Genomic DNA, 14,207 nt, shown 5'->3' with positions numbered 1-14,207 from the left:
TCGGGCGCCCGGAACCAGTCTTTCGACGCGCTACTTCCCCTTGAGTTTCCTACCGAGTTCGTTGGTTGGAAACAAGCTCTCGAACTCGAATCCGAGCGTGTGAGACTCGGCCTTAAATCGGGTCAAGAACAACTCAGCATCGAATGCGCCGAGCTTCTTCTTCTTTTCAATCAAGACGCCCGACGCTCGATAAATCAACGACAGAACATATGGGATGACCTCGTCCATAGGAAGCAATAGCAAGCGATCAAAATCTGGTCGCACGCTGAAGTGACCGACGTTGAACGAATCTGGCTGATCAGGAAGGCCGAAAGGCCCTCGGCCGGAAACGCGCTTCTGGAATCTGAACGGATGCTTCGCGCTGCCGTCCTCCTTGGCATGGCTGCGCAACAGTTCCAGGTCGATCCACAGGTGCTCCATGACACCTCCGTAGTCGCCGCTCAGCCTATTGGCAAGCTCCTTGAACGGGGCGTGCAGGGCACTTCCGATCTTCTGGGTGTCTTGGCCAACCATGTTGGCGTGAATTCCAACTTCCACAGCGGAGTCCCTCTAGAAACATTCGCATAGCGGTCGCTTGCCTGCGGCCGCTCTTGGCAGACTGCGGCCTCTGTTCGCATGGACCGCGAAGTACCGGCCGACGCATCGTGGAACCGAGGCACGGCTTCGGCGCAACTCGAACTTTCGACCAGCGATAGCCAGGCTTAGGCAGTGGAATCGCCCCAACGCCAAATGACAGACGGTTGTGTGAGACCAAGACACGAGAGCAGTTCGTCGAGCACAAGTTCTGGGGCTGCGGTAGCGACCGTGCGAACGATGAAAGCATTCTGCCCAGGCCTCTCGTGATAGTTGACGAGCTCGACAATCCCGCCGGACGGAAGCCGCAAGCCTACGGCAGCCCAGCTCCCCAACCCGTCTTCCGTGCCCCGGGCTAGCTTTGTAGAAATGCGCTCCTGCAGATCCACCTCAGAGATGGCGAGGAGGGCCGATTCGACATAGCCGATGCCTGGCCATGGCGCCCCAACCGGGAGGACCTTGATCGTCTGCATGCTATGGAGCCTACCATCGTGCTGCCGAGAAGCAGCCCTTCGCGAGTGCCGGCAAGTGGCCGACAGTGCATGTTCGCCGCCTCGCCCGCGAGCAGTCGGTCGGAGGCCATGCCGACTCGCTGGGCGACCGCTTGCAGGCCACGAACGAAGGGCACAGTCGGCCACTTGCTGCCGGTCGCCAACGGCTGCTTGGACGATCTTCGCTAAAGCAGAGGGCGGCCAGAACCGGTCATAGGCGACAGGGTGCTTTGCGGTCATTCACCGCCAAGTCGAGGCCTCACATTTTCAGATCAAGCATGACTCTCGGCTGGCCGTCTCTTTCGCGCCGGACTGACAGGCCATGAAGCAGCTTGGCGAAGCAGCGGGTTGCCGATCCTGGCGTTCGACGGACGCTTCGCGAAGATTTGAGCTACCGGCGCCCCAGCGTCTCCTGCAGGAAGGCGATGAAGCTCCCCAGCTTCGGCGGCATGCGGACGTCGGGCAGATGCATGACGTGCACCGGCCAGGTGGGTGGCGGCCAGTCGGAAAACAGACGCACGAGCCGACCGGTTTCGATGTCGTCCTTGAGCATCAGTTCGGGCTGCAGGATCACACCCAAGCCTGCGAGCGCGGCCTCGCGCAGCGCCATGCCACCGCTCACGTCGAACCGGCCGCGCACGGTGATGTGCTCCACCCCGCTACCGTCGGGCCTCGGAAAGCGCCAATCGCGCTCGGGCCCGGTCGCGAAGAGGAGAGCCAAGCAGTTGTGCTGGGCGAGATCGGCTGGCACCTGCGGCGTTCCGTGCCGCGCGAGATAGGCCGGCGAGGCGCAGGCAATGCGCTGAGAAGGCCGCAGCGGCCGTGCGACCAGGCCCGAGTCGGGCAGCTCGCCGACGCGGATCGCGGCGTCGAAACCCTCTTCCGCAAGGTCGACGAAACGGTCGCTGAGCGACAGCTCGACCTGCACCTCGGGGTAGCGATCGAGATAGCTCGCAAGCACCGGCACCAGCGCGCGCGTGCCGTAGATGACAGGGCAGCTCACGCGGAGCCGCCCACGCGGGCGGGTCTGCATCTCGCGTGCGTCAAGTTCGGCCGCTTCGACCCGCGCGATGATCTCGACGCACTGCGCGTGATAGCGCCTGCCAAGCTCGGTCAGGCTCTGGCGTCGCGTGGTGCGGTTTAGTAGCCGGCCATTGAGGTGCCGTTCGAGTTCGCGCACGTGATTGCCCACCATGGTGGGCGTCATGCCGCTGCCTTGGGCTGCGGCCGCGAAGCTGCCGCACTCGACCACTCGCGCGAACATCGTCATGCTGGTGAAGCGATCCATTCATAAGCCCTGTTAAGGAGTGATCGAAGGGCGGACCTGTTTATCAAGCGGCATTCAGGGATGATAGTCGTGGCCTTGTTCGACTCACACCTTGTACGGGGCTCTCCATGACTCTCACGAATCTCCAGAATCAACGCGTCGTCCTGCTTGGGGGCACCTCGGGCATCGGCCTGGCCACGGCACAGACGGCGCTGGCCGCCGGTGCTTCGGTGGTCGTCGTTTCTTCGCGCAGCCAACGCGTGACCGAAGTGCTTGCCATGCTCGGCGAGCGCGCCGAGGGCCATGTGGTCGACCTGAGCGACCAGTCCGCGGTGCGCGGGCTGTTCGAGCGGCTCGGCCCGTTCGACCACCTCGTCTACAGCGCGGGGGAATCGCTGCAGATCGGCCGGCTCGCCGAAACCGACTTCGACGCGGTGCGCAAGGCCTTCGACCTGCGCCTCTTCGGCGCGATGGCCGCCGTGAAGCACGCGGCGCCACACCTGCGCCCCGGGGGCTCGGTGGTGCTGACCGGCGGCGTGGCCAGTCAGCGACCGCAGAAAGGCTGGACGGTGGGTGCCAGCATCTGTGGTGCGATGGAAGCCTTCACGCGCGCACTTGCGGTGGAGCTGGCGCCCATCCGAGTCAACCTCGTGAGTCCGGGCTTCGTGCGCACGCCGTTGTGGGCCAACATTCCCGAAGCCCAGCGCGAGGCCATGTACGCGGACGTCGGTGCGACCCTGCCGGTGGGTCGCGTGGGCGAGGCGCAGGACATCGCGGAAACCTACCTTTATCTGATGAGCAACCGCTACTCCACGGGCCAAGTCGTGGTGGTGGATGGTGGCGGCGTGTTGGTCTAGCGCCGCAGTCGGCCAGAGGACTAGACAGCGAAAGCGGCTTCCGCCACCCGTTTATCGACGTGGCGTCGCAGGCGTCTCGGCCAGTCGATGCGTTCAATCGCCGCCCGCCTTGGGAGAGCATCGTCGACCGTCAGCCGGGAGATCGGACGCAACGGCGGCCTGGATGACTATCGGGCGACCTTGGCAGGCCAAGCCGCCTGGGAGCGCGCTCTTCGACCGCAGCTCTGCAAGTTGATCAAGAACCGCGCTCTGGCTGGCATCGTGGCGGACAGGCTTCGGATGCTTGGTCACCGGAGCAAATCGCCGGGTGGCCCAAGCATACTTAGCCGAACGATCGGTCAAGCGACACGCAATCCACGGCTGGTGGAGCCCTTCATAATCAAAACCTGACCCCCGCTTGTTCCAGATGCCGACCTTTCCTCATGGATAAATTCTTGCTGCAGCAGCAGGTGCTGAAACAGCTCGCCGAAGACCTGCTGCAAGCCGAACAGGCAATGCGCGCGGCCCATGAAACGGCGACTCACGAAGAAAACATCGCCGAAAACAAATACGACACATTGGGACTCGAAGCCGCCTACCTGGCCACCGGCCAAGCTCGCCGCGCCGCGGCCATCCGTCAGGCGATGACCAATTGGCGCCAATTCCGCCCGCGCCCCTACGACGCCAGCAAAGGTATACAGCTCGGCGCGCTGGTCTGCCTCGTCGATTCCGACGACAAGCAGCAACAGCTCTTTCTCGGCCCGGATGGGGGCAGCATGAAGTTGGTCAGCGGCGGTCAGCTCGTTCAGGTCATCAGCAGCGAAGCGCCTTTGGGCAGGGCCATACTGGGTAAATGCGAGGGTGATGAGGTGTCGATACAGGTCGCTCCAATCCGACAGCAGTTTGAAGTGCTGCGAGTTCATTGAGGCGCAAGCAAGTTGACGCCGAATTGATCAAAAATCACTCGCCCCCGACCCCTTTCGGGACGCTCTGTCCAGCCCCGGGAGATCATGAACGCGTTTGCGGAACAAGTGCGGTGCCCACATGCACCCAGCGCGTGGCGCGATCGATGGCCACGAACAGGTAGCGCCGCTGGTGCCCATCGGGCATCTGCGGCAGGTACTTGATGTCGATGAGCACGAAGCCGGGCTCGTCGTCCTTGAAGGTCTCGGTTTGTCACGAACCCAAAACGCGGCGCCAGAATCGATGCCAGAGTACCCGACCTGGGGCCTGCAGGTGCGAGAGTGGAACGCGGGGCAACACAGTCTCCGTCAAAACAACGCCATGCGGGTCGCCGTCGTCGGCTGCCAATTGCCGCGCAACCTGGTATCCGCGCTGATCGCTGCCATCTGCTCAAACCGCGTTCTCGAATTGGCATCCCCCGATGCCATCACACTCGCAAGCTCGAGAGCGGCCGTGTAGATCGCTTCATTCGCCAGGACGCCTCGTGAGGCTTTGCCGCCGTCAAGATCCCTGATCAGAAACGTATCTTGGAACTTGACTCCGAGCGGCGACAGCAGAATTTTCGCGAACGCCATCGGCACAAACGCAATCAGGCATTCCGCGTCTTCTTCTTCGACGCCGTGGGCTGAAAGCTTCTGCACGAGTTCGTCGAGATCGTCGAAGCAACTGCGACTCGCGACCTCCATGAAGAGAAGAACCTTCTGATTCGGAAGCACATGCTCCCCTGAGATTGCGAGGCGATGGAACTTGTCGCCAGCTGTTCGAGAAACTCGGACCGCGGCCGACGGGAACTCACTTGAAGTAGGACAACAAATCCTCAAGGTACTTCGTTCTCTCCGCAGTGGTTTCGGCCATGCAGTCACCCAGTTTGGCTGAAACAAAAGAGCCGCCCGCGCCTTCATACGTCGCCTCGAATGCGCAATGCGACTTCTGGAATTTCAGCCAGTCTCGTTGGCCCTCGCGGACGAAGCCGATGTCCTTGTTCTCCAGCTTCACCTCGGCGGTGCCCCCATGTGCACACTCAACAAGTCGACGCTGAACAACTCGTCTTCAGCCAAACGCCATTGAAGCGCCGGCAGCCTCGGGCGGGGTGAGCAGACGGGCGATGAAGAGCGGCAGCGATGAAAGTGCAGCCCACAACGATGATCTCGCGCACGATCGCCCTGGGCCACGGCTCATGGAAGGTCATCGGAGATAGTGGCGCACTGTGGCGCAGACCAGAAAGGGGTTCTGGTGCCTCGGGTCGGAGTCGGAAGACCGCACAGATGCTTGCTTGCGGATGGTTTGGCGTAATTTCGGCGCACTGCCACACGTCTCTGCGAGAAATAATTCTCTCGTTCAGAGGCTTCCTCGCAGTGATTTTGAGTCATCGGTGCCCGCTTGAAAGCGTGGCCCCATGCCTGCTCCGTCCTGTCTATCGGCATTGCTGCGAGTGTCGGCTGTGCAGCGTTTGCCGTCGGTCGCTTCGAGCTAGCGACCGGCCGCTTGCTGCTTCAATGCGGGCGCAGCAGCGCTACGGAGGTAGCCAACCGATCGGCCAAGCGACGCGGCACTCACTGACGCTCGTCAACGCGCACTGCCGCCAGCGGATCGGGGTCGGTTGAACGTCCGCTGTGCGCCCGCGCGAACTGGCACTATCGACCCAACTCCGACATTCAGGATGCGGATCGTGACGCGTCGAAGCAGTCGTTCAACGTCATTGACAATGAATCACGATGCAGCAGTCCTCGCATGGTGAACGAATCTAGATGTGAAAGTGAAAGTGAGCCTCAGGAAGCGAGAGCCCGAAGGCGACCATCCAGTAGTAGTTGAATGCGAGCATGATCAGCATCGCAACGAAGGCGCTGGTCCAGATGCGCCTCCCAACTGAAGCCCTCTGCGTCCACGCGATGTAGGCGATGCAGGCCACTGCCCATTCGGCGACCGTCGCTGCCACCGCCGCTTGTGGGTCGAAGGATGCGGCCGGGCGCCCGTTGGCGTCGTATACCGATGCGTTCACAGCAACAAGGAACGGAAAGAAGTAGGCCGCCAGGAACGGGAACTTGAAGTTGTTGAAAGACACCCACAACAGTATCGACGTCGGCACCGAAACTACTACGGTGGCAATACCGACGGCGATGAATCGGAGTAGGGCACCAAGAAGTCCGTTTTTCATGCGCAGCAGGGAAAGCAGATTGACGCGAGTGTCCGCTCGTCAGGGTCGCCGAGCAATCGCTCTTCAGAGGGTACGCAAACGCATTCTTCGGCAACGGCCTCGTCGTCCTTCGATGGGCCACCCCTCCGACCCCATTGTGCCGGCATGAAGTTCGGCGCAAAAACGCCTCTGCAACCCCTTCGATCACCAGCTCCAAAGCAGTCATCTGTGATAGACAGCTTGTGGCCGAACTGAGTCAGCGCGCCTCGAAAGGCAGAGGCCAATGGCTTAACCCTTCCTCACCGTACTCTCGCACATGAGGATCCGAGTGCTTCGCCAAGTCTTCGAGCACGGAACGGGACTCAGGGGTTCCGATTCGGGCCAGTGCGTACGCGCACTTGCGCTGGAACTCGTGTCGATTGCCCCACGCGTCCATGTATGGGAAGGGATCTACAACCGCCTTGGCGATGGACAGGACTGCGGCATTGCTACCTAGCAGGCCCAGCTCAAACACGATGTCTTCGTGACGTTCATGTCCGCTTTGGCCGAGAAGCCCGATCAGCAGCGGCACACGTGCTTCACCTTCTGGCAGTGCATCCAGCGCGGCACAAAGCGCATCGGTATCCTTCGATTCATTCATCGTCATACGTCGCTGTTTCCTCGCACTAGCCTACCCCACAGCGGTCGTCGGTGACCGCCTGCTTCTGTCCGGACTCGGACACTGGGCGTGGCGCGAATGTTAGCCAAGCGAGATGCGATAGCGCAGACCTTCGGTGCCGCCAAACTGCCCGGGCTTCACAAATCTCTCATGCAAGACCCCGCCGTTGGACTCAATGACACGTTGAGACGCGAGGTTGTCTGGATCCGTCGTGATTTCAACGTACTCCAGGCCTTCGCTGCGCGCTTCCGGAAGCAGGCACCGTAGAGCACGCGTTGCGTAACCGAGTCGTCGCTTCCACGGAACGACGGCGTAGCCGATGTGCCCAAGACAATATGGCGGAAGGTCCGAAGTTCCGCGCTGCCATCTGAAGCTTATGGCTCCACAGAACTCGTCGTCCCATATCCAGCGTCGATATCCGGGCAATCTCGCAACGGTTGAGCCATCGGGCAACGCGACCCGTGCACCGGTTGCCTCTCGGTCGACCAGGCTCACAAGGAATGCTTCGGGATCCTGCGATATTGAAGCCAGTTCTTCCTCAGCCGCGACGCTTCCGCGAACGTTGTCAGCGGACCAGCCTCGCTTCAGCGCAGTGACGTAGCTCGGCAAGAACTCAATAGATGGCCAAACAAGGCGCACGTCGTCTCCTCAGTCGCTTACAGGAAGCGCAGCGCATCCAGAGTACCAGCACAAGCTGCCGCAAAGCAGCCATCGTTGATCGGCTGGTTCTTGCCGGTTGCAGCCCCTACGCGCGCCATGCTTAGGGTCACGCCACCTGCTGGACCTCACCAGGAATGGCCGCATACATCCAATAGTCGGTAGGCGTGCCTCGTACAAGCCTCAAATTGCGCACGAGGCCCTCCCGCCTGAAGCCGCACCGTTCCAGAACACGTTGAGATCGAAAGTTCGGCAAAACAGTAGTGGCCTGGACTCTGTTCCACCTCTTGACTTCGAACGCCCAAAGAGCGGCATTGCGGCATGCAGCCGTTGCGATGCCTTGTCCCCAATGGTCAGGTGCGACGTCGTATGTGACCTCTGCTGTGCCAAACGCAGCAGAGATGGTGTGAAAGCCGACGGTGGCAACGATTGCTTTGCTCTCCTGCTGAAGAAGCACGAAGCGGATAGGTGTGTTGGGTTCGCCAGCGAGTGTGCGGCGAATCTCGGCTCTGACGTCGTCCACAGTTTCTGCTGTGGAACTCGTGTGCTGCTTCACCTCCGGCAGGCACGCATACCTGGCCCAAGAGGCTGCGTCTTCGAGCCGAGCTGGACGCACAGAAAAGCCTGGAATCAGTAGTGGTCGCATGAGCATGGGTTTCGTGCGGCCCGACGTGTGGGGCGGAAGCAGCACCACGACATCGTACTTGCCTCAAGTCACGGGTGCCGCTCGAAAGCGGTCGTCGGCGAGAGACCACTCCTGGCCGCACTGAGTCATAACTTCACGGGGATGATCCACCGGGACGCCTGCGCAATCCTTGCCGCCCATCGATGTCCGTCCCACCGTTCGGCCGCGCCCGACGTGCGGCCACGTGAAAGACGAGGGCCAGCGCGCAACCCCACAGAAGGCAGTTCAATAGCACTAACGCAAGAGCACCTTGTGGCAGATGCTGCAACCAAGTGCTGGGAAGCGCATGGAGGATGACATCGTGGGGGTACTGAAGCACGGCAGCCACGGACGCAGCGCGACCTGCAAGTGCAGAGCGACTGGGTACCTGATCCAAGTCAAAGCCAAATGCGGTGACAGCTGCTGAGAACCACAGTATGAAGTGGGCAACGGCAAAGTAGCCGACTCGCCGAACATGTACCAACGCACGCATAGGCGACAGGACGTATCCGTGGTGGGACAGTGTATCTTCCCCACAGCAGACTCTCGTGAAGGACTGACGTGGTCCAATTCTGATGGACACCTCGATGGGAGATTTTCCCGCAGAGGACGAGAAGAGCATGACCGAGAAAAAGAGAGCCCGCCGGGCATTTGATGCGGCGTTCAAGCTGCAAGTGGTTCGCATGGTGCGAGACCAGGGATTGAGCGTCGGGCAGGTGTGCCGCGACATGAACTTGACGGACAGTGGCGTGCGCCGCTGGCTCGATCAGTTCGACGAGGAAGCGGCGGGCCGCCCCGGTGCGGGCAAGCCGCTGACGGCGGAGCAGCAACGCATTCGCCAGCTCGAAGCCGAGAACCGGCAACTGAAGTCGGACAACGACCTGCTACAAAAAGTGTCGGCCTTCTTTGCCCGGGAACTGAAGTGATTCACATGCTGATCACACAGTGGGCGGGGAAGGCCTCGATCAAACAGTTGTGCCGCGTGCTGGAAGTCAGCCGCTCGGGGTACTACGCCAGGCGCCAGCGCGAACCGCGCACGTGTGCCCAGGCTACGCATGCCAAGGCCGTGTTCGAGGCCAGCGGGCGCAGCTACGGCAGCCGGCGCGTGAGCGCGGCATTGCGGGCGCTGGGCGTGAACGTGGGACGCCACAGAGCCAGAACATTGATGCGCAGCCACGCGTTGCAGCCGCGTTGGCGGCGCAAGTTCGTTCACACCACCGACAGCCGTCACAGCTTGCCGGTGGCGGCCAACGTGCTGGATCGGCAGTTCCGTCCCGCGGCGCCGAACCGGGCCTGGGTCTCGGACATCACCTACATCCGCACGCGCAGCGGCTGGCTGTATCTCGCCGCCGTGCTGGATCTGTACTCGCGCCGAGTCGTTGGCTGGGCCATGGCGCCGAGCATGCCGGCAAAGCTGGTGTGCCAGGCGCTGAACATGGCGATCGTCAGCCGTCGGCCCGCTGCTGGCTTGATCGTGCATTCCGATCGCGGCAGCCAGTACGCCAGCAGCGAGCATGCCACCTTGATCGCGAGCAACAACCTGGTCGCCAGCATGAGCCGCAAAGGCAACTGCTGGGACAACGCCGTGATGGAACGCTTCTTCCTGAACCTGAAGATGGAACGCGTCTGGCAGCGCGATTACGCCAATCACGCCGAAGCGATGATCGATGTCGCCGACTACATCGCCTGCTTCTACAACCCCGTCAGGCTCCATTCCACTCTCGGCTATCGCTCGCCTGTCGAGCATGAGCGACACGCCGAACTCACTCACTGATATTCAACCCAACCAACTCATTGGCGTGTCCGAAAAGACTTGACCACGACAGGACCGCATCTGGCCGACACAGGCCGTTCGGGTTGTTCTGTCGATTGAACGCCCGGGCAATGGTCTGGCACTGGACCCTATGTCATCGCGTAGACAAGGAACGGCCTGACAAAGAGTAAGAGCAGGATCACGCGGATGACGATGTGAAGCCAGAAACTTGCTGGAGTGGACCTTCGGCTAACACCGCGACCAATCCTTCCGAAACCTGCGCCAGTGGCGAACATTTGATAGAGATCTGCCGCCAGCACAGCGCAGCTTGACGCCAGTAACGTGACCACGGCAACCTTTCGCAATATGCCATGTTCAAGGGGAACAGAGGCAAAAAGGAGCGCAAAACCAAGCAACAAGAACCCGGCTGCGCCGCGATGCAATTTGGTGGGCAGCTCGTCACTGGAAGTCACGACAGATCACTCGACCTTCTCAAGCCCTGGGAGTACGACCGCAAGATGGCACCTATTGATCTTGGCATGGCGCTCACTATCGCAGAGCCGTGAAGAGGACTGCCTGCACATCGCACCTCAACGTGCCTTGCGCGAGTCGATGAACCAACCAACCGCGATCGTGAAGACGCCGATCGCTACGGCACCGATCCCGCACATTGTCAGCGGAGCGAGCTTCGCGGTTGCTCCCGGTACGAGGCGCAGGAATTGTTGATGTTCACCGGTACTGGACGGTCGAGAGATGAGCAAGACATCTACAGGCAGCAGGTCAGCTGCTGGCGATAGCAGCGCCAGTCCAACGAGCACGAGCAGATAGCCAACACCACGCACGCACGCACTCATCATTTTCGGACCCGCCTCAAAGCTTGGACCGCATTCTCCCGCGCTTTCTCGGCTCCCGAAAGCGGTCAGCCGCGACGGACAGCTTGTGGCCGGCAGCGTGAGTTTGCCAGACCGCTCCAAAGCTGGGCGGTCTCAAGCCTGAAGTGCAACACCTTGCCAACGGGTAAGGTCAGCGAATGCACAAGACGAGATACCAGCAATTGCAGGCAGAAGATCGCATGAGCATTGCGAGCCTGCGGCAGCAAGGCTTTGGAGTGAGGGCGATCGCGCGAGCGATTGACCGCTCGGCGAGCACAGTGCGCCGGGAGCTGCAACGCAACACGGAGCAGAGGAAGGCGTACGCGTCGGCCCGGGCGCAACGCATGGCGCAGACCCGTCGCAAGGCTGGGCGGCCATGGCCGAAGCTGTACCGCGAAGGCAAGCTGTGGCTGGTGGTGAAGACGTGCCTGTCGTGGCATTGGTCGCCTCGCCAGATCGCATGCACACTGGCGCGCATGTGGCCCGACGAACCCGACATGCAGGTCTCGCACGAGACGATCTACACCGCGATCTACGCGCACGCCAGCGGAGAACTGCGCCGCCAGCTCATCAGCTGCTTGCGCCAGAGCAAGAGCACGCGCAGGCCGCGTTCTGCGGGGCAGGACCGGCGCGGCCAGATCCCCGAGATGGTCAGCATCCACGTGCGTCCACCCGAGGTGCAAGACCGCGTGATGCCAGGGCACTGGGAAGGCGATCTCATCCGCGGAGCCGAGAACAAGTCGGCGGTGGGCGTGCTGGTGGAGCGCAGCACGCGTCTGGTGTTGCTGGCGAAGATGGCGGATGCGACGGCCGAATCGGCGCTGCGGGCGTTCAGCGCGAAGCTCAACTCGATTGCCGAGCCGATGCGCCAGACGCTGACCTACGACCAGGGGCGCGAGATGGCCAGGCACCAGGAGCTCACCCGTCGCACAGGCGTGAAGGTCTACTTCTGTGACCCGCACAGCCCGTGGCAGCGAGGCACCTGCGAGAACACCAATGGGCTGCTGCGGCAGTACCTGCCCAAAGGCACGGACCTGTCGGTGTTCAGCCAGGACGAGCTCGATGCCATCGCCGACGAGATGAACAACCGACCTCGCGCAACGCACGACTGGGATTCGCCCATCCGGGTATTTGCCGCCATACTCAACGCCGACTCTCAACGTCAACTCTCAACCACGCATTGATGCCGGCGGGTGTTGCACTTCAGACTTGAGACCGCCCTGCCCTTCAGCATTCGAGGCTACACCGCCAGGGGTGCGGCTCAGAGCAAGTGCAAGCGGTGACCGCGCGCATCCTGCATGGCCCTCAACTCGATGGGAGACCATCATGGGCACTGCATGTAGCGCCGTTCATCGCGAACCGTGGAACAAGGGCAAGCTCGTCGGGTAAAAAGCGCCATTCAAGCTGAAGGACATCTGGGCCCTGCGCGTCCGGTTGCAGATGGAAGGCCGGGTTCGTGAGTTGGCACTCTTCAACCTCGGCATTGACAGCAAGCTGCGCGCCTGTGATCTGGTCGGCCTGAAGGTCCGCGATGTGTGTCACGGCGATCAGGTGGCCACGCGTGCCATCGTTGTCCAGCACAAGACCCAGCGCCCGGTTCAGTTCGAGATCACGCCAGCCGCCCGAGATGCCGTGCAGGCTTGGATCAAGCTCGCTAGGCTGAAGCCGGAGGACTATCTGTTTCCAAGCCGCCTCCATGAGTCGCTCCATCTGGGTACTCGGCAGTACGCCAGAATCCTCGGGCACTGGGTCGATGAACTGGGGCTGGAACAGGACCTTCGGTGCGCTGCTCGAAGCGGCCGCATCCTGGGGTGAAGCCTCGATCGACGGCTTACGCTTCTACGAGAAGCCGGAGAACCCGTAGAGGCGCGCTGCTCAAATCCTGGTCGCCGGCAAGTTCTACGAATGACGTCGACCGGCCACGAGCAGAAGTTCATGAACGGCTGTTCTCGGGTAGGCTGTCGCCCTTGCTGCCCACCGACGGCTCAACGCCGGCCTCTGCAAGGCGCTCGCTGTAGCGGATAGACACGTACTGCGACCCGCGGTCGGAGTGAATCACCAGGCTGCGATCCCGTTCGGGTTGCCGCGCGTACAACGCCTGCTCCAAGGCATCGAGGACGAAGTCCGTTCGCATCGAACTGCTGACGCGCCAGCCGACGATGCGCCTGGCGAAGACGTCAATGACGAAGGCCACGTACTGCCAGCCCTGCCACGTCGACACGTAGGTGAAGTCCGAGACCCAGAGCTGGTTCGGGCGCTCGGCGCGGAACTGGCGGTTGACCTTGTCCAGCGGACATGGCGCCTTGCCGTCGCTGATCGTCGTCCGCACGATCTTGCCTCGCATCACGCCGCGCAGTCCCAGCCGACGCATCAGCCGCTCCACCGTGCAGCGCGCCGCTGCCGTGCCTTCGCGCGCCAGCTGGCGCCAGACCTTGTCAGCCCCGTAGACCTGCATGTTGGCCTGCCAGACGCGCTCGATCCGAGGGCTCAGAACGTCGTCACGTTGGGCGCGTGCGCAGCGCTCCTGCGGGTTGCGTCGAAGCGCCGCATACCGTCGATATCCAGACGGGGAAATCTGCAAAACCTTGCAGATCGGCTCGACCCCGAATGTGTCTCGGTGCTTGTCAATCAAGTCCCTCAGGACTTGAGTCGGCGGTCGAGCTCCGCCTGGGCGAAAAACGCGCTGGCCACCTTGAGGATCTCGTTGGCCCGACGCAGTTCCTTGACCTCGCGCTCGAGCTCCTTGACACGCTGCGCCTCGGACGTCGTTACGCCCTCGCGCACGCCGGCATCGATCTCCTGGCGCTTGACCCACGTCAGCAGCGTCTGCGGCACGCAGCCGATCTTCGGCGCGATCGACTCCACCGCCAGCCACAGCGATGGGTACTCCCCACGATGTTCCTGCACCAAGCGCACCGCGCGCTCGCGCACCTCAGGTGAAAACTTGTTCGACTTGTTCATGGCTCCATCTTCTCAAGGGTTGGAGCCTCCTCGAAACCCGGGGCGATTCAATATGGCTCACTTCAAAGACTGGGCACGCGACCTCGATGCCTTTTCACTCGGCCAAGCTCAGGAACGAATCGCGACGTACGAAAACGGCGGTGACGCGTGTGGCCGAACCCTTCCCATCGAGGGTGACGCGCAAAGGCAAGCGCCTTTGCGCGCCCCTCATGGGAAACGTTGAGCGTCCGCATTCCGGAGCCTTGCTCAGTCCGTGCCAACCTCCGCTTTGGGTTGTCTAGGGATGTGCTGATCAATTCAATTTCTGGAGCCGACAGCTTCTCTGCGAACACCGGTGCACCGCGGCGAGCGCGAGTTTCCGCGGGTTTTGAACGATTG

At 61.8% G+C, this 14,207-nt stretch carries 15 protein-coding genes, 4 pseudogenes and 1 other annotated feature; of the genes and pseudogenes, 8 read left to right on the top strand and 11 right to left on the bottom strand.

Annotated elements, in window-relative coordinates; genetic code table 11:
- Nucleotides 1-30: 30 nt before the first annotated feature.
- Nucleotides 31-537 carry a hypothetical protein gene (locus ASC98_RS07325; protein WP_157604798.1) on the bottom strand — a complete coding sequence of 169 codons (507 nt, stop codon included), beginning with the start codon at nt 535-537 and terminating at the stop codon, nt 31-33.
- Between the two features lie 918 nt (nt 538-1,455).
- The gene (locus tag ASC98_RS07315) at nt 1,456-2,352 is read right to left on the bottom strand and encodes a LysR family transcriptional regulator (protein ID WP_056813147.1); all 897 of its coding nucleotides are present in this window, start codon (nt 2,350-2,352) and stop codon (nt 1,456-1,458) included.
- A gap of 107 nt (nt 2,353-2,459) precedes the next feature.
- On the opposite strand from ASC98_RS07315, the gene ASC98_RS07310 reads away from it, so the two are divergent.
- From ASC98_RS07310 to ASC98_RS07305, 3 genes and pseudogenes are all read left to right on the top strand, one after another.
- Nucleotides 2,460-3,188 carry an SDR family oxidoreductase gene (locus tag ASC98_RS07310; protein ID WP_056813144.1) on the top strand — a complete coding sequence of 243 codons (729 nt, stop codon included), beginning with the start codon at nt 2,460-2,462 and terminating at the stop codon, nt 3,186-3,188.
- Nucleotides 3,189-3,266: 78 nt separating this feature from the next.
- Nucleotides 3,267-3,508 (top strand): annotated as a pseudogene (locus tag ASC98_RS30170) (transposase); the annotation flags it as partial.
- A 102-nt stretch (nt 3,509-3,610) separates the two neighbouring features.
- Entirely contained in the window at nt 3,611-4,093 is a 483-nt protein-coding gene (locus tag ASC98_RS07305) for a GreA/GreB family elongation factor (RefSeq protein ID WP_056813141.1), read from the top strand.
- Nucleotides 4,094-4,208: 115 nt separating this feature from the next.
- On the opposite strand, the pseudogene ASC98_RS30165 reads toward ASC98_RS07305, so the two are convergent.
- The 7 genes and pseudogenes from ASC98_RS30165 to ASC98_RS32305 form a co-directional block, all read right to left on the bottom strand.
- Nucleotides 4,209-4,337 (bottom strand): annotated as a pseudogene (locus ASC98_RS30165) (IS481 family transposase); the annotation flags it as partial.
- A gap of 101 nt (nt 4,338-4,438) precedes the next feature.
- Entirely contained in the window at nt 4,439-4,816 is a 378-nt protein-coding gene (locus ASC98_RS07300) for a hypothetical protein (RefSeq protein WP_157598129.1), read from the bottom strand.
- Nucleotides 4,817-4,922: 106 nt separating this feature from the next.
- Nucleotides 4,923-5,126, bottom strand: a complete 204-nt coding sequence (locus ASC98_RS07295; RefSeq protein ID WP_056813133.1) for a lysozyme inhibitor LprI family protein — start codon at nt 5,124-5,126, stop codon at nt 4,923-4,925.
- A 748-nt stretch (nt 5,127-5,874) separates the two neighbouring features.
- Nucleotides 5,875-6,285, bottom strand: a complete 411-nt coding sequence (locus ASC98_RS07290) for a hypothetical protein (RefSeq protein ID WP_157598130.1) — start codon at nt 6,283-6,285, stop codon at nt 5,875-5,877.
- Between the two features lie 235 nt (nt 6,286-6,520).
- Complete coding sequence (locus tag ASC98_RS30160; RefSeq protein WP_157598131.1) at nt 6,521-6,904, bottom strand: HEAT repeat domain-containing protein; 384 nt, start codon at nt 6,902-6,904, stop codon at nt 6,521-6,523.
- Between the two features lie 99 nt (nt 6,905-7,003).
- Nucleotides 7,004-7,417: a GNAT family N-acetyltransferase gene (locus ASC98_RS29345; RefSeq protein WP_235581200.1), complete on the bottom strand. Its 414-nt coding sequence runs from the start codon at nt 7,415-7,417 to the stop codon at nt 7,004-7,006.
- 271 nt (nt 7,418-7,688) lie between these two features.
- Nucleotides 7,689-8,225 (bottom strand): GNAT family N-acetyltransferase, encoded by a 537-nt coding sequence (locus tag ASC98_RS32305; protein WP_162260030.1) that lies wholly within the window; start codon nt 8,223-8,225, stop codon nt 7,689-7,691.
- A gap of 638 nt (nt 8,226-8,863) precedes the next feature.
- On the opposite strand from ASC98_RS32305, the gene ASC98_RS07280 reads away from it, so the two are divergent.
- Together ASC98_RS07280 and ASC98_RS30155 are read left to right on the top strand one after the other, a co-directional pair.
- Nucleotides 8,864-10,017, top strand: a protein-coding gene (locus tag ASC98_RS07280; RefSeq protein WP_157598141.1) for an IS3 family transposase whose coding sequence is annotated in 2 segments (ribosomal slippage) — nt 8,864-9,131 and nt 9,131-10,017 — 1,155 coding nt in all. Because the reading frame shifts where the segments join, the coding sequence is not laid out codon by codon here.
- Between the two features lie 350 nt (nt 10,018-10,367).
- Complete coding sequence (locus ASC98_RS30155; RefSeq protein ID WP_157598132.1) at nt 10,368-10,562, top strand: hypothetical protein; 195 nt, start codon at nt 10,368-10,370, stop codon at nt 10,560-10,562.
- 24 nt (nt 10,563-10,586) lie between these two features.
- Here ASC98_RS30155 and ASC98_RS30150 read toward each other — a convergent pair whose 3' ends face one another.
- A complete protein-coding gene (locus ASC98_RS30150) occupies nt 10,587-10,853 on the bottom strand; it encodes a hypothetical protein (RefSeq protein WP_157598133.1) in 267 nt (88 codons plus the stop codon).
- 173 nt (nt 10,854-11,026) lie between these two features.
- Here ASC98_RS30150 and ASC98_RS07275 point away from each other — a divergent pair, with 173 nt between their 5' ends.
- From ASC98_RS07275 to ASC98_RS31265, 3 genes and pseudogenes are all read left to right on the top strand, one after another.
- On the top strand, nt 11,027-12,052 hold the full coding sequence (locus tag ASC98_RS07275; protein WP_056813125.1) for an IS30 family transposase: 1,026 nt from the start codon (nt 11,027-11,029) through the stop codon (nt 12,050-12,052).
- 142 nt (nt 12,053-12,194) lie between these two features.
- Nucleotides 12,195-12,641: pseudogene (locus ASC98_RS31535) on the top strand (integrase); the annotation flags it as partial.
- Nucleotides 12,565-12,732 (top strand): hypothetical protein, encoded by a 168-nt coding sequence (locus ASC98_RS31265; RefSeq protein ID WP_200953083.1) that lies wholly within the window; start codon nt 12,565-12,567, stop codon nt 12,730-12,732. The pseudogene ASC98_RS31535 and the gene ASC98_RS31265, both read left to right, overlap by 77 nt.
- A gap of 93 nt (nt 12,733-12,825) precedes the next feature.
- Here ASC98_RS31265 and ASC98_RS29335 read toward each other — a convergent pair.
- A pseudogene (locus ASC98_RS29335) lies at nt 12,826-13,829 on the bottom strand (IS3 family transposase); the annotation flags it as partial.
- Nucleotides 13,435-13,551 (bottom strand) — a sequence feature (AL1L pseudoknot). (Overlaps the previous pseudogene by 117 nt.)
- Nucleotides 13,830-14,207 lie beyond the last annotated feature (378 nt).

The organism is Rhizobacter sp. Root1238, from assembly GCF_001425825.1.
Classification (GTDB): Bacteria; Pseudomonadota; Gammaproteobacteria; order Burkholderiales; family Burkholderiaceae_C; genus Rhizobacter.
Note: the sequence above shows the minus strand (reverse complement) of the source record. Positions and strands in the feature narration are given on the sequence as shown.